The sequence below is a fragment of the Lacinutrix himadriensis genome, from assembly GCF_001418105.1.
Lineage (GTDB): Bacteria > Bacteroidota > Bacteroidia > Flavobacteriales > Flavobacteriaceae > Oceanihabitans > Oceanihabitans himadriense.
In genome coordinates this window covers 292,514-307,636 of sequence record NZ_LIQI01000019.1, presented here as the reverse complement: position 1 = coordinate 307,636, position 15,123 = coordinate 292,514, and the positions used below count along the sequence as shown (strand labels likewise).

Here is a 15,123-nt window from a genome sequence, read left to right as displayed (position 1 = left end):
TTATATTTTAAACACTTCCATTTGTCTTAATTTAGGCAAAGAAGCAGGATATTTCTCTTGTATAAAATGGATTAATTGTTCTCGTATATCACAGCGCAGAGTCCAAGTATCGGAAGCGTTTTTTGCACTAAATGACGCTCGTAATTCTATAGATTTTTCAGTACTGTTTGTCACCAAAAGTTCCCCTGTTTTTTTATTCCATAAAGGATGCGCTTTTAAAAGATCCATAAGTTTTGTTCTTAAAACAGAAACAGGAAAGGTATAATCTACATAGATAAAAACAGCGCCAATTAATTCGGTAGCATTAAAGGTCCAGTTTACAAAAGAATGATCATTAAAATAATTAAGAGGCAAAACCAATCGTCTTTGGTCCCACGTTTTTATAACCACATAGGTTAATGTAATATCTTCTACGGTACCAAATTCGTCTTCAATAACCACTTCATCATCTATTTTAATAGGTTGTGCAAATGCGATTTGAAATCCGGTTATTAGGTTTGCAATCGATTTTTGCGCTGCAACACCAGCTATAATACCAATAACACCAGCAGAGGTAAGTATGGTGGTTCCTAGTTTTTTTACTCCGGGGATATTCCATAGCATGGCAGCTATTGCCAGTGTGAAAATAATAACAATAGTAAGGCTTTTTAAAAAGCGTAGTTGCGTCAATACTTTTCTGTCTTTTGTTTTATGGTTGCCATTCACCGTAAATTTTTCTTTAACCACTTCTTCTAAAGCATTTAATAACGCAATAAGTACCCAAGAGAAATTAATAATGATTAGGCTTTCTATAATTTTTTGCCAAAAGGAGTCTAATGCTAAAAGAGAAAGGGAGCTGTATATAAATAGAATAGGAAGAAGAAACTTGGCTGGAGCTTTTAAATGTTTTAGTAACTGCGTTTTTAAAACGCTAGGTTTTCTTTGGTTAGAAAATTTAATAAGTGAAAATAAAATCCATCTTAAAAGTAGCCCTAGTAATATACTGCATAGAAGCACAATACTATATGTAATCCAAGATGCTAAATGTAGCGATGTTAACATGTTATCCATATTCATTTTATTATTAAATACGCGTCTTGTGTTTTTTCAATAAAAGACGATGTGTATTATTTCTATGCGAATACATTATTGTTTTCTTCTAGCGCTTTTTTTGTGGCCGTATATCCTAAATTGAAAATAGCATCTATATGGTTCATATCAAAAGTACCGTAATTAATTAGTTCCTCTGGAGAAATAACCAAATCACAATTTGGAAATTTCAACATGGATTCAGAAGCGACTTTAATTTTATAGGCTCTTTCCACTACGCTATACGAATGTTTTAAATCTGTGATGCTAATTTTTTTTAACGGATTAACGTATACACCAATAATTTTATCACAGTCTTTTTGTAAAGGCTCTACAGGGAAATTGTTTAAAGTGCCACCATCGATATAGTATTTTCCATTAATTTCGGTTGGTGTAAAAACTCCCGGAAAAGAAGCCGAAGCGATAATAGGTTTTATGAGTTGTCCTTTGCTAAAAACTTTTAAAGAACCATCAATAACATTTGCCGCAGTGATAAATAGCGGTTTTTTTAAAGCACTAAAATCATCCATAGGAAGATAGGCTTTGAGATCGTTATAGAATTTTGCCGAATTTATAAATCCGGGTTTATTATGTGCATATCTAGCTGTTTGAAAGATGGATATATTTTTGAAGAAATCTAACATTTCCGTCCAAGGTACACCAGCAGCATATAAGGCGCCAATAATAGCTCCTGCGCTAGTTCCTGAAATATGTGTTGGAAAAACGCCGAATTCTTCAAGTGCTTTTATAGCACCAATATGTGCCGCACCTCGAGCTCCTCCGCCAGAAAGGACTAATCCTGTATTCATTTGTAAGTTGTGTTGTTTTCATGTAAATGTAATACGTTGATTACATAAAAATAATGATTATTATCAGTTGCTCATTAATAAGGGTTTAAAACTTCAGCAAAACCATTTTTTTAATAGGTTATTTTTCGTTTTTTATGGTGTTGTTCCTAATCAATTTGTCCTCTTTTAAATCCTCTGTTAATGGCTTCCTAGTATTTGGAAAACAATGTGAATTCCAATGAAATATTAATTATCTCTTATACAAAAATTAAGGTCTTAAAGTTATTTACAAGAGGAAGTATCTTTGGGGAATAATTGGATGCATGTATTTCTTTATTCTCAGAGGAGAAATTCGAGTAAAAAAAATGAAGATATTCCTTTAAAAGCATTGCTGGCTTTAAGTGTTTTAAAGCTATTTCCTTTTTATTACAATTTTTTTCTTCGGAAAGCCATTTGATTTTTGAGAAAATTTCTAGCGAATTACTCGTCATAAAATTTATGTAATATTATAAGAAGCATGACTTATGTCATTGGAATGCTTCCTTACTATCTGTACTTTTGAATCTATCCATATACATCATTTCCAGGAAGGTATAGTATCTAGAAATGAAGAATTAGATGGTGAAAACTGATTTTCTTTACGGATGCATGGGAAAGGAAGTGGTTTTTAAAGTTATTCGGAATAAATTATCAAGTTACTTAATGTATAAAATCACAATTTAAATAGAAAATATATGAAAACGCAAAAAAGATTAGGTATTTGGATGGATCATTCCACCGCAAATTTAATGGATTTAAATGCTAAGAAAGAAAGCCATTCTATAGCATCGAAATTTAATTTTAGCACCAAAGAGGAAGCATTAAAAAGAAGTGAAAGCTTGATGCACAATAAAAGACAACAAATGCAAGAAGAATATTATAAAGAAATTGCAGACGCTATTTTGAAATATGATCATGTGCTTTTATTTGGTCCTACAAATGCAAAAACAGAACTACATAATTTTTTGAATAAAGATTTGCATTTTAAAGATATAAAAGTGGATGTGGCATCTGCAGATAAGATGACGGAAAACGAAAAAAATGCATTTGTAAAAAAACATTTTGAGAACCTGCATTAACCATATTCTCATTATATGCATCGCTAAAGCGGTATCCGTGTTTTTTTAATCAACGATCACGCTGGTGAATAATTTTAAGGAAAGCAATATGAAAAAGTAAAAAACAAGTTGGGAATGCCGTAAGAACCACATGCATATCTCACCCATTTAAGGATTATTAATTAAATATTTATAACATGAAAAATTTAAAATTATTAGTATTTGTATTATTTGCAACAGCAACATTAAGTGCCCAAGAATTAACAAAAACAGCAGTGCCACAAAGTTTTACAGAAGGACTTTTAAAAGAATATCCTAAAGCGCAAAATATAGAATGGAAACGAAATGGTAATGACTTTAAAGTAACGTTTGACGTAGGAAACATGGAGCGCGAAGTTTGGTTCAACAGGGAAGGAACAAAGGTGCGTGTAGAAAAAGAAATTACGCATGTAGAATTACCATCTGCACTTGTGAATTTACTGAAAACGCAATACGCAGATTATAGAGTCGATGCTGTAGAGTCTAACGAAAAAGAAGGCGTAACCACCTATAAAGTGGAGTTAGAAAAAGGATGGAATGAAGAAATAGAAATTACCTTTACCAGCACAGGAAAGGTGTTAAATATTTATAAAGATTAATTAATTTTTTTTTTAATACCCATGTATTTATAATCGGAAGATTATACCAATAAAAAGGAGGAGATGAAACCATTCATCTCCTCCTTTTTTTTGGATATATTCTATCCTTAAGAAATTGCTATTTTTTTAGGCTTATGGTTTTTAGACGCTTCTGTTTTAGCGAGATTAAAGCTAAGAACGCCGTCTTTGTATTTCGCTTTCACGTCTTCTTCTTTTACAGAATCCGGAAGTTGTAGTCTTTTTTCAAAAGAATTATAACTAAACTCTTTACGCGTATAGTCGTCGTCTTTTTCTTCTTTCGTGTTGGAACTTTCCGCCGAAATATTTAAGCAGCCATTATCAATGGTTACATCAAAGTCTTTCTTTGCAAAACCAGGCGCTGCTAATTCCACTTCAAAGGCATTATCTGTCTCCTTAATATTTAATGCAGGTGCATCGTTTTTTTTATTCCATAAACGATTATCAAAGAAATCATTGGTATCTAATACATCTGTTGAAAAAAGATTTTCTAAAGGGGTTCTTTTAAATTTTACGAGTGACATAATTATAAGATTTAAGTTAAACAATTAATGAGTAGCTAATGTATAATCAATGAGTTACTTAACAAATGACCTAGGTCAGAGCAATGAAATAATTTGGTTTACGGTTTTCCGTAAGGAAATGTGTGGGGATGGGGTTAGGTTTGGGGTGCTGTTCATCTATTTTAAATTATATAAAATGAAAAACCTTTTACTAAGTCTAGTATTTCTAATAGCTACTTTAACCACATATGCGCAATCTTGTCAAGAAATGATAGATTTCGTGAAATCAAAAAGTTATGGTACCACATATACTAGTTATGATAGTGATGCTATTTCTAAAGTGACTTTTTATAATACACAAATAGAATATCAAACCTATTACTTTGCTGTTGTATGTTTCAAGCAAGAGTATTCTTATGGTTGTAACGAGTATATTTATCAAGTGGGATCCAATACCAAATTAAATTATTCTATGTATTATTTAGATAGTGCAGGTAAAGCCTTTTGGGAATATATTCAGCCGTATAATGCAACCTTAGGTTGTGCACCTAATTAATTTGAAAAACTTTCCCTTTTTTCGATGTATTACTTAGTTAGTTTTAATAAAGTTTATATATTTAAGCTCTCCCTAATTAGCTATTAGCACAGCATTTTTAATAATAAACAAAAAACACATTTATTTATAAATGAATAAATCATCGCACAATAAATTAGTATCTTTTATTTGGTCTATTGCAGACGACTGTTTACGTGACGTTTACGTAAGAGGAAAATACCGTGACGTCATTTTACCAATGATAGTCCTACGCAGATTAGACGCCTTATTAGAACCAACCAAAGACGCAGTTTTAGAAGAGTTAGCCTTTCAACGTGATGAAGCTGGTTTTACCGAATGGGATGAGTCTGGTTTACGTGAAGCTTCAGGTTATGTATTTTACAACGTAAGCACTTGGACACTTCAAAAATTAAAAGATACCGCAACCAATAGCCAACAAATACTACAAGCCAATTTTGAAGATTACCTAAACGGTTTCAGTCCTAATGTGAAGGAAATCATCGAGAAATTCAAACTACGTAGTCAAGTGCGCCACATGGCAACCAAAGATGTGTTGTTAGATGTGTTGGAAAAATTCACATCCTCATACATTAACTTAACGCCTTTTGAAAAGGAAGATCCAGAAGGTAGAAAATTACCAGCCTTATCCAATTTAGGAATGGGTTATGTATTTGAAGAACTCATTAGAAAATTCAACGAAGAAAATAACGAAGAAGCAGGAGAACACTTTACACCACGTGAAGTGATTGATTTAATGACACACATTATCTTCGACCCCATAAAAGACAATTTACCACCAGTAATGACCATTTACGATCCTGCTTGTGGTTCGGGAGGAATGCTTACCGAAAGTCAGAACTTTATTAAAGATGAAGCAGGCGAGATTCGTGCCACAGGTGATGTCTATCTCTATGGAAAAGAAATAAACGACGAAACCTACGCTATTTGTAAGAGTGATATGATGATTAAAGGAAACAATCCTGAAAACATCAGAGTGGGTTCTACTTTATCTACAGATGAATTTGCAGGCAAGTCTTTCGATTTTATGCTATCCAATCCACCATACGGAAAATCATGGTCTAGTGAGCAAAAATACATCAAGGATGGTAAAGATGTTATCGATCCGCGTTTTCAAATCAATTTAAAAAATTATTGGAATGTAGAAGAAGAAGCCGATGCCATTCCTAGATCGTCCGACGGACAATTACTGTTTTTAATGGAAATGGTCGATAAAATGAAATCCTTATCCCAAAGCAAAACAGGAACACGTATTGCTTCGGTACATAACGGAAGTAGCCTATTTACAGGAGATGCAGGAGGAGGAGAAAGCAACATACGCAGACACATTATAGAAAACGATTGGCTAGAAGCCATTGTGCAATTACCAAACAACCTGTTTTACAATACAGGTATTACCACCTATATCTGGATTTTAAGTAACAATAAAGCTGCCAACCGAAAAGGGAAAGTGCAATTGATTGATACGGTACAATTGTACCGTAAATTGCGTAAAGCCTTAGGAAACAAAAACTGTGAGTTCTCGCCAAAACACATTACTAAAATTGTAAATACTTATAAAAACATGAGTGTTGAAGAACGTGTAGGTGAGCAAGGTATTTCTTCAAAAGTCTTTGATAATTCAGATTTTGGCTATTACAAAGCCACTATTGAGAAACCAAAACGTTTATGCGCCCAATTTACAGCAGAGCGTATTGAAGCCTTACGTTACGACCGCGTATTACAAGAACCCATGCAATATGCATTTGAAACCTTTGGAGACAACATATACACCAACACCAAACAACACGAAAAGGAGTTGTTAGAATGGTGCGAAAAAAACGAACTCAACTTATCATCTGCCAATAAAACAAAATTGACCAAGCTAACAACATGGCAAAAGCATTTAAACTTAGTAAAAACAGGAACTGTGTTGTTAAAAGCTATTGGTGAAGACGAATACAACGACTTTAACCAATTTAAAAAATTAGTGGATGCCGAAATTAAAAAACAGAAACTAAGTATTTCTGCAAGCGATAAAAAAGCCATTTTAAACGCAGTAAGTTGGTATGATGCTGAAGCAGAAAAAGTCATTAAAAAAGTAGAAAAACTATCTGGCGATAAACTAAACAAACTCTTAGCCCATTTAGATTGTGAAGAAAAAGACCTGGCAGACTTTGGGTATTATGGTTTTAGTAAAGATGTCTCCTCGAGCGCAGTCGAGAGGTCTCTTAAAAAGGGAGAGTATGTAATATACGAAACCGAAAGTGACCTACGCGACACAGAAAACGTACCACTAAAAGATAACATACACAGTTACTTTTTACGCGAAGTACAACCACACGTACCAGAAGCTTGGATAAACCTAGACGCTACCAAAATTGGTTACGAGATTAGTTTTAATAAATACTTTTATAAACATAAGCCTTTACGAAATATAGAAGACGTAACGAATGATATTCTAGACTTAGAAAAACAAAGTGATGGTTTAATTACTGAGATTTTAAACTTGGTATAATGGTTGAAGCAAAAACAAAAATAGAGCGTTACGAAAGCTATAGAGATTCTGGAATAGAATGGTTAGGAGAAATCCCAAAGCACTGGAAGATTGAATCCTTTAAACATATTCTAACAGAGCGTAATGAAAAAAATGCGCCTATAAGAACTAAAGAGATTTTATCACTTTCTATTGATAAAGGTGTTACTCTATATGCTGAAAAGACTACAAATTTAGACAGATTCAAAGATGATTTTTCCAAATATAAGTTAGCTCATAAAGGTGATTTAGTGTTTAATAGTATGAATATGATTGTTGGAGCAGTTGGTGTTTCAGACTATTTTGGTTGTGTAAGTCCTGTTTATTATACATACTATGGAGAACTTAATAATTCTGATACTTCAAAGTTTTATGAATATTTGTTTAGAAGTAAAATAGTTCAAGGTGTTTTGTATAGTCTTGGAAAAGGATTAATGGCTATTGATAGAGGTGATGGGAAATATAACACATTGAGGTTAAAAGTTTCTAGAGATGATTTACGGTCGATGAAATTGCCATTTCCTAATCCCTCAGAACAAACCAAAATAGTACAGTTTTTAAACGATAAAACGACCAAAATAGAGGATGCTATTGCTATTAAAGAGCAACAAATAAACTTACTTAAAGAACGCAAACAAATTTTAATACACAAAGCCGTAACACGTGGTTTAGATGATAGTGTTACGTTAAAAGATTCTTGTGTGGAGTGGATTGGGGAGATTCCTGAGCATTGGGAGGTGAAGCGGTTTAGATATGTTTTTAATCTTGGAAAAGGCTTAACCATTACAAAAGATAATTTAAGAGAAGAAGGTGTTTTTTGTGTGAATTATGGAGAGATTCATTCTAAATATGGGTTTGAATTAGACACTAATATCCATAAATTAAAATGTGTAGATGAAGACTATCTTTTAAACAATCCAAGTGCACTAATAAATTATGGAGATTTTGTTTTTGCTGATACATCTGAAGATATTGAAGGTTCTGGAAATTTCACTTATTTAGAAAGTAAAGATGAAATTTTTGCAGGTTATCATACAGTTGTTGCTAAACCTAAATTTGAGATAGAGTCAAGATTTTTTGCTTACATCTTTGAATCTGAGTCTTTCAGGAATCAAATAAGAACAAAAGTAAAAGGAGTAAAAGTTTTTAGTATAACACAGTCTATTTTAAAACAGCCAACCGTTTGGTATCCATCAAAAAATGAACAAAAAGAAATTGTTGATTATTTAGATTCAGGCACAAAAAAAATAGAAACTGCTATTGGCTTAAAACAGCAGGAGATTGATAAGTTAAAAGAGTATAAAAGTAGTTTAATAAATGGGGCTGTAACTGGTAAGGTTAGAGTGTGTTAACAACACAAAGTAGAACTATTGATAGATTATTATTATTGACTATAGTTGGAAAGAAGTTTTTAATATATCTTGTGAAAGAACACAAATTAAATTTGTTAAATTTGAAAAAGTAAAATAAAAAACATGTTGATAGAAATCAAAATCGTAAATAACGAAACCGTTTTTTTAAAACCAATAAGAAAAACTAATGATAGTGGAATTGATAATGTTTTTGAACTTATCGATAATAAAAATAAAAATTGGATTGATTTAAAGCTTGAGAATAATAGATTTCTGATCCTAAATAAGGATGAAAAAATTGTTGAAGATGACTATATTCTTAAAATAAAACTAGATAGATTAGTTCTTGATGTTATAGAAGCTGAACAGTCAGGCACAGAAAATAATGAAACGGACATAGATGAAGAAATAAGTCCTTTTAATCCAGAGGATATAAAAGTACATGCTAAGCAATTCAGTTTACGACTCATTTATGATATGATCAAGATTGGAGATATTGATTTATCACCAGATTTTCAAAGGAATTTTGTTTGGAATAATTTTCAAAAATCTAGACTTATTGAATCTATTCTATTGAGAATACCATTACCAATGTTTTACTTTTCGGAAGACGATGAAGGTCGAATTACAATTGTTGATGGTCTCCAACGATTAACTACAATAACAGAGTTTATGGACAATAAATTCCCTTTGAAAAGTCTTGAGTATTTAGGAAGCAGTTGTGAAGGTAAATATTTTTTTGATTCAGAAAAAAAAGAGGGAATTGACGCAAAATATGTTAGATGGTTTAATCAAACACAATTTTCTGTTAATGTAATTGACCCATCTTCACCTCCAAAAGTTAAATACGATATTTTTAGAAGAATAAATACAGGAGGTAAGCCATTGAATAATCAGGAAATTCGAAACTGCTTAGCAAGCGAGGTTTTGAGAGATGTTTTAAATATAATGATTGAGTTGCCTGAGTTTAAAACAGCAACGGATTACAGTATTAAATCCACAAGAATGGATGATCAAGAAATGGCCTTACGTTTTCTTCTTTTTTATAGATATAAGGAAAAAGATAATTTTATTTATAACTATAATGGATATATGCATTCTTCTTTAGATGAGCTGACAGAAGAATTAATGAAGTCTAAAAGGGAGAGTTTACAAAAATATATAGATGCTTTTTCTAATGCAATGAAAAACGCAGAGTATCTATTCGGAAGAAAATATGCATTTAGAAAAGTTAGGCTATATGATTTGGAGCCAAATGCTAATAAACAATTAATTAATAAAGCGCTTTTTATTAGTTGTTCTGTCTTATTGGCTGATATTGAAAATGAGACTATAATTAATGAGAATGCAGAAAAGAGATTACTTGAGCCTTTAGCATATGAAATAGAGAATGATAAAGAATTATTGAATTATCTATCTTATGGTACTAATGGTAGAAACAACTTACTGTATGTTTTTGGGGCAATAGAAAATCTTATTGAAAGAAACTTAAATTTTTAAATTTATGAAATATCTTAAAATTGAAAATTTTAAATGTTTTTATGACGCAGATATACCGCTAAATGGCCTAACTATTTTGGCAGGTGCAAATGGTAACGGTAAGAGTACTGTGATGCAAGCGTTACTTTTTTTAAGAAGAACTATTGAGCATTGCTCAATATGGGAGAATAATGTATATAACTTTAATGAGCCCAATGGACTAAATGTAGAATTGAATGGTTCATATGGTTTATCACTTGGAAATACTGGATTAATTATACCAAGAAGTATCTCTACCAATGTAAATATAAATTTAGGAATCTTTGATGAATTAGAAGAAATCATGGTTTCCTATGAGATTGGAGAGGATAGTTTAGGTTTGAAGCCTATAAATGTCTTAAATGATACTGAAAAAATAAAAGCTTTATTTAAACAAGAATTTTATTATTTAAATGCAGAAAGAAATGGTCCTAGAATAAAACAAGACATTCGTTTTTATGATTATCCTTCTACTGGTTATCAAGGAGAATTTGTAGCTCAACTAATTGGAGATACCGATTTTAATTATAGATTTAAAATTGATGTTAATAGATTACATCCTAAAATTAATAATAGAAGATTAGAACATCAAGTAAATGCTTGGCTAGATTATATTATACCTGGTGTTTCTGTTTCAGCAAGCTATGACAAGGATACTCTTTCAGCACAAATAAGGGTGAATAATGTATTTACAAAGGGTGAAAATACAATAGCGCCAAATATTGGATTTGGCATTAGCTATGTATTACCAATAATTGTAACAGGATTAATCGCTCAAAAAGGTGCTTACATGCTTATCGAAAACCCCGAAGCTCATTTGCATCCTTCAGCTCAATCAAAAATAGGAAGATTTTTAGCAATGATTGCGAATTCAGGTGTTGAAATTATTGTAGAAACACATAGCGATCATTTTCTTAATGGGATACAAATAGCTGCAGCTTCTAATGAGATTGATTCAGAATTAATAGCAATAAATTATTTTAGTCATAATGAAGAATCATTGCAGCCAGTTATAGAACCTATTTCAATTAGTAACAAGGGAGAACTTTCAAAGTGGCCTAAAGGGTTTTTCGATCAAACACAAATGGACTTCTCTGAACTATTTAAAATAAGAGAAGATGAATAATTTTTTCTTGCTTAATGAAGCACTTAATAAGACTACAGTCGTAGAGTTTGAGAAAGGAATAAAAGTATTAAATGATATTCATACAAACAAGTTACCTGAAAGAGATAATTTTATTGTAAATGATAATATTTGGAGGTTTCAAACTAATAATGGAGTTATTTATGAATTCACATATAGTATTGTAAGTGAGGAAATAAGGATTTTGATTCCCAAACTTTTCGGAGCTTTTAAAATAACGACTTCGTATTTTGCAACTGAAAATATACTTGACTTAAATTATCCAAATTGTTGTAATGGGTTTTTAGGTATAAATTTTCAGGGTTTAAATATTACAAACGCCAATCAAATAAATTGTATTTCCAAATTTGATTCATTTATAAATAATTGTGTTTGCAATCAAAATTTTAAAACAGTTCTTGAGTTTTGGGATTTAAGGGCTGGGTTATTTCCAAATTTAGTCTTTTGTGATCGTGTGTTAAGTCAAATAGAACATTTGTCTATTAATGACGATAGACTTAAGTTAATAAACAATAAGTTAGAAGTCTTAAATGAATTTACTGGTAATTGGAAAGAAGGTTTATTTAATTACAAAAACTTAGGCTTAAACAATAGTCCTGACACTCCAACCAGAGTAAAGAAGACATTAGATTTAAGAACATTTTCTTGTCCAAGTATTGGTGACAAAGTTTTTAGTCTTCACATAAAATGGTCTTTTGGTAAAGAACCGTTTAGATTGTATTATTTCCCTAATGATATAGATAAAAAGGTTTACATAGGATACATAGGACCTAAGGATGATATTGGATTTTAAAATATATGATTTATGCATAGCCAAACCAACGAACAAGCTTTAGAAGCAGCCATAGAAAGAACCTTAACAGGAACTTGCATAGAGGACATTAAAAAGGATGGTGCATCTGTAAACGCAGTCAACGAAAATGCAGAAATCTATAGAACAGGTAAAGGCTATTACATTGGACAGCCTTCTAATTTCAATGCACAGTTTGCAATAGATGAGCAGTTCTTTTGGGACTTTTTAGAAAGTACTCAGAAAGAAGAACTGGACAAACTACAAAAGCAAAGCGATTGGAAATTAAAAATTCTAAACCGTTATGATCGTTTGGTTAAAAAGTATGGTATTCTGTATCTGCTTAAAAAAGGCTTACAAGTAGATGATGCTAATTTTACATTGTTTTATCAAAACCCATTGGCAAGTAGTAGCCAACAAGTAAAAGACAACTTTGCTAAAAACCGTTTTAGTGAGACCAGACAATTACGTTACAGCATAGACAACCCAAGAGAAGAAATAGACATGGTTTTGTTTATTAATGGTTTGCCTCTTGTAACTATGGAACTTAAAAATGCATGGACAGGTCAAAATGCTAGAGTGCATGGGCAAGATCAATATAAATATAAACGTGACATAAAACAACCATTATTGCAGTTTGCACGTTGTGTGGTACACTTTACTGTAGATACAGACGAAGCATACATGACTACCAAATTAGATGGTAAAAACACGTTTTTCTTACCATTTAATAAAGGAAATAAACATGGCAAAGGCAATCCGGAATTAGAAAAAGGAGCAATTGGTCACAGAACTAACTATTTATGGAATGAAGTCTTTACTAGAGAAAGTTTAGCCAATATTATTCAACATTTTGTGCGATTGGATGGTAAAAAGAAAGATCCAATACAGACTAAAACATTATTCTTTCCAAGATACCACCAAATGGATGTGGTGCGAAAAATAATAGCCGATGCAAGTAAAAAAGGCGTAGGACAAACCTATTTAATTCAGCATTCTGCAGGTTCTGGTAAATCGAATTCCATTACTTGGGCAGCCTATCAACTAATAGAAACCTATCCTGAAGATAATACAGTACCTGGAATTACAGATGTAGAACGACCATTGTTTGATTCGGTTATTGTAGTTACCGACAGACGTTTATTGGATAAGCAAATACGCGATAATATTGCAGATTTTTCAGAAGTAAAAAATATTATTGCACCAGCGTATTCTTCTGCCGAATTAAGAAGTAGCTTAGAGCAAGGCAAGAAAATTATTATAACTACGATTCAAAAATTTCCTCATATTATAAATGGTATTGCAGATTTAAGTGACAAGCGATTTGCGGTTGTTATTGACGAAGCACACAGTAGTCAAAGTGGATCTGCACATGACAGTATGAATACCGCTATGGGTCAACAAGCCAATGAAGATAGTGAGCTAGATGCTCAAGATAAAATAGTACAAGCCATGCAGTCGCGTAAAATGCGTGGTAACGCAAGTTACTTAGCTTTTACAGCTACACCAAAACCTATTACTTTAGAAAAATTTGGTGTGCAACAAGACGATGGTAGTTTTAAACCGTTTCATTTATACTCTATGAAACAAGCTATTGAAGAAGGTTTCATTTTAGACGTCTTAGCCAATTACACAACATTAAAAAGCTATTACGAAATAGAAAAGTCTATTGAAGAGAATCCACTATTTGATTCCGCGAAAGCGCAAAAAAAATTACGTGCTTATGTAGAACAACATCAACAGACTATCAATACCAAAGCAGAAATAATATTAGACCATTTTATTCCTAAAATAGTCAATCAGAAAAAGCTAAAAGGAAAAGCGAAAGCTATGGTGGTCACGCAGAGTATAGAATCTGCTATTCGTTATTATAAAGCCTTACAAAATATATTAAAAGATAAAGGGCGTCCATTTAAAGTACTTATTGCATTTTCTGGAAGCAAAGAAGTAGATGGTATCGAATACACAGAAGCAGAGATGAATGGCTTTGCAGAAAAAGACACACGTATTAAATTTGATGAAGAGGACTATAGAATATTAGTAGTCGCTAATAAATACCTAACAGGGTTTGACCAACCAAAACTGTGTGCCATGTATGTAGATAAAAAATTACAAGGTGTATTAGCAGTGCAAGCCTTATCACGTTTAAACAGAGCAGCAACCAAATTAGGTAAGAAAACAGAAGATGTATTTGTGTTAGACTTTTTTAATTCGTCTACAGATATAAAAGCATCCTTTGATCCTTTTTACACCGCAACTTCTTTAAGCGAAGCCACAGATGTAAATGTGTTACATGAGTTAAAAGAAGTGCTGGATGATGTTGGTGTTTATGAATGGAGTGAGGTAGAAGATTTTAATATTAAGTTTTTTAATAAAGAGGATGCACAGGTTTTAAGTCCGATTATAGAACATGCGGCAGAACGTTTTGTTAATGAACTAGAATTAGAAGATGAGGATAAAGCGGATTTCAAGATTAAAGCAAAGCAGTTTGTGAAAATCTACGGACAAATGGCTTCTATTATGCCTTTTGAAATCTTGGATTGGGAAAAACTGTATTGGTTTTTAAAGTTCTTGATTCCTAAATTACCTATAAACAATACTGAAGTAGATGCGTTAGATGAGCTTTTAAGTTCGGTAGACTTATCGACCTACGGTTTAGAACGTGTGCGTTTAAATGAAGTGATAGGATTGGATGATTCGGAAAGTATGGTAGATCCACAAAATCCAAATCCAAGAGGTGCACATGGTACAGATGAAGATAAAGATCCTTTAGATTTAATAATACAGAGTTTTAACGAAAAGTGGTTTCAAAATTGGGAAGTGACACCAGAAGACCAACGTGTAAAGTTTATAAGCCTTACTAAATCGATACAAGCACATCCCGACTTCTTACAAAAAGTAGTTGAAAATAGTGACGAGCAGAATAAGAATTTGGCCTTTCAGAAAATACTTGATGAGGTGATGTCTAAACAACGTAAGCAAGAACTAGACTTATATAGATTGTATGCTAAGGATGATGCTTTTAAAACAGCGTTTTTTGATACGATGAAGCGTATGTCTAGTGTATCGAAATAATTCCCTTCCCAAAAACAATCTACTAAACCTAAATAATGTAAAT

Annotated in this window: 12 protein-coding genes; 9 read left to right on the top strand and 3 right to left on the bottom strand. The window is 32.1% G+C overall.

All coding sequences use genetic code 11. From position 1 onward, the window contains the following. Together AMD28_RS06965 and AMD28_RS06960 are read right to left on the bottom strand one after the other, a co-directional pair. The gene (locus AMD28_RS06965) at positions 1-1,041 is read right to left on the bottom strand and encodes a mechanosensitive ion channel family protein (RefSeq protein ID WP_161804625.1); all 1,041 of its coding nucleotides are present in this window, start codon (positions 1,039-1,041) and stop codon (positions 1-3) included. A 71-nt stretch (positions 1,042-1,112) separates the two neighbouring features. Next, positions 1,113-1,877, bottom strand: coding sequence for a patatin-like phospholipase family protein (locus tag AMD28_RS06960; protein ID WP_055443434.1), 765 nt, complete (start codon positions 1,875-1,877; stop codon positions 1,113-1,115). Between the two features lie 713 nt (positions 1,878-2,590). On the opposite strand from AMD28_RS06960, the gene AMD28_RS06950 reads away from it, so the two are divergent. Both AMD28_RS06950 and AMD28_RS06945 read left to right on the top strand, forming a co-directional pair. Then, the gene (locus tag AMD28_RS06950; RefSeq protein ID WP_055443432.1) at positions 2,591-2,974 is read left to right on the top strand and encodes a hypothetical protein; all 384 of its coding nucleotides are present in this window, start codon (positions 2,591-2,593) and stop codon (positions 2,972-2,974) included. Between the two features lie 176 nt (positions 2,975-3,150). After that, positions 3,151-3,591 (top strand): PepSY-like domain-containing protein, encoded by a 441-nt coding sequence (locus tag AMD28_RS06945; RefSeq protein ID WP_055443431.1) that lies wholly within the window; start codon positions 3,151-3,153, stop codon positions 3,589-3,591. Positions 3,592-3,698: 107 nt separating this feature from the next. Here the strand turns inward: AMD28_RS06945 and AMD28_RS06940 are convergent, their stop codons facing one another. Next, entirely contained in the window at positions 3,699-4,133 is a 435-nt protein-coding gene (locus AMD28_RS06940; protein ID WP_055443430.1) for an Hsp20/alpha crystallin family protein, read from the bottom strand. A gap of 175 nt (positions 4,134-4,308) precedes the next feature. On the opposite strand from AMD28_RS06940, the gene AMD28_RS06935 reads away from it, so the two are divergent. The 7 genes from AMD28_RS06935 (at position 4,309) to AMD28_RS06905 (ending at position 15,080) form a co-directional block, all read left to right on the top strand. Next, the gene (locus AMD28_RS06935) at positions 4,309-4,668 is read left to right on the top strand and encodes a hypothetical protein (protein WP_055443429.1); all 360 of its coding nucleotides are present in this window, start codon (positions 4,309-4,311) and stop codon (positions 4,666-4,668) included. A 130-nt stretch (positions 4,669-4,798) separates the two neighbouring features. Next, a complete protein-coding gene (locus AMD28_RS06930; protein WP_055443428.1) occupies positions 4,799-7,183 on the top strand; it encodes a type I restriction-modification system subunit M in 2,385 nt (794 codons plus the stop codon). After that, entirely contained in the window at positions 7,183-8,553 is a 1,371-nt protein-coding gene (locus AMD28_RS06925) for a restriction endonuclease subunit S (protein ID WP_055443427.1), read from the top strand. The genes AMD28_RS06930 and AMD28_RS06925 overlap by 1 nt, the downstream gene beginning before the upstream one ends. Positions 8,554-8,676: 123 nt before the next feature. Next, positions 8,677-10,053 carry a DUF262 domain-containing protein gene (locus AMD28_RS06920; protein WP_055443426.1) on the top strand — a complete coding sequence of 459 codons (1,377 nt, stop codon included), beginning with the start codon at positions 8,677-8,679 and terminating at the stop codon, positions 10,051-10,053. Positions 10,054-10,057: 4 nt separating this feature from the next. Further along, positions 10,058-11,197 (top strand): DUF3696 domain-containing protein, encoded by a 1,140-nt coding sequence (locus AMD28_RS06915; RefSeq protein WP_055443425.1) that lies wholly within the window; start codon positions 10,058-10,060, stop codon positions 11,195-11,197. Further along, the gene (locus AMD28_RS06910; protein ID WP_055443424.1) at positions 11,190-12,008 is read left to right on the top strand and encodes a hypothetical protein; all 819 of its coding nucleotides are present in this window, start codon (positions 11,190-11,192) and stop codon (positions 12,006-12,008) included. Before AMD28_RS06915 ends, AMD28_RS06910 begins: the two co-directional genes overlap by 8 nt. Before the next feature lie 12 nt (positions 12,009-12,020). Beyond that, the gene (locus tag AMD28_RS06905) at positions 12,021-15,080 is read left to right on the top strand and encodes a type I restriction endonuclease subunit R (RefSeq protein ID WP_055443423.1); all 3,060 of its coding nucleotides are present in this window, start codon (positions 12,021-12,023) and stop codon (positions 15,078-15,080) included. Positions 15,081-15,123 lie beyond the last annotated feature (43 nt).

Bases quoted from the DNA above. Each gene is read 5' to 3' on its own strand.
- AMD28_RS06965 (WP_161804625.1), bottom strand. From the start codon at position 1,041: ATGTTAACATCGCTACATTTAGCATCTTGGATTACATATAGTATTGTG.
- AMD28_RS06960 (WP_055443434.1), bottom strand. From the start codon at position 1,877: ATGAATACAGGATTAGTCCTTTCTGGCGGAGGAGCTCGAGGTGCGGCA.
- AMD28_RS06950 (WP_055443432.1), top strand. From the start codon at position 2,591: ATGAAAACGCAAAAAAGATTAGGTATTTGGATGGATCATTCCACCGCA.
- AMD28_RS06945 (WP_055443431.1), top strand. From the start codon at position 3,151: ATGAAAAATTTAAAATTATTAGTATTTGTATTATTTGCAACAGCAACA.
- AMD28_RS06940 (WP_055443430.1), bottom strand. From the start codon at position 4,133: ATGTCACTCGTAAAATTTAAAAGAACCCCTTTAGAAAATCTTTTTTCA.
- AMD28_RS06935 (WP_055443429.1), top strand. From the start codon at position 4,309: ATGAAAAACCTTTTACTAAGTCTAGTATTTCTAATAGCTACTTTAACC.
- AMD28_RS06930 (WP_055443428.1), top strand. From the start codon at position 4,799: ATGAATAAATCATCGCACAATAAATTAGTATCTTTTATTTGGTCTATT.
- AMD28_RS06925 (WP_055443427.1), top strand. From the start codon at position 7,183: ATGGTTGAAGCAAAAACAAAAATAGAGCGTTACGAAAGCTATAGAGAT.
- AMD28_RS06920 (WP_055443426.1), top strand. From the start codon at position 8,677: ATGTTGATAGAAATCAAAATCGTAAATAACGAAACCGTTTTTTTAAAA.
- AMD28_RS06915 (WP_055443425.1), top strand. From the start codon at position 10,058: ATGAAATATCTTAAAATTGAAAATTTTAAATGTTTTTATGACGCAGAT.
- AMD28_RS06910 (WP_055443424.1), top strand. From the start codon at position 11,190: ATGAATAATTTTTTCTTGCTTAATGAAGCACTTAATAAGACTACAGTC.
- AMD28_RS06905 (WP_055443423.1), top strand. From the start codon at position 12,021: ATGCATAGCCAAACCAACGAACAAGCTTTAGAAGCAGCCATAGAAAGA.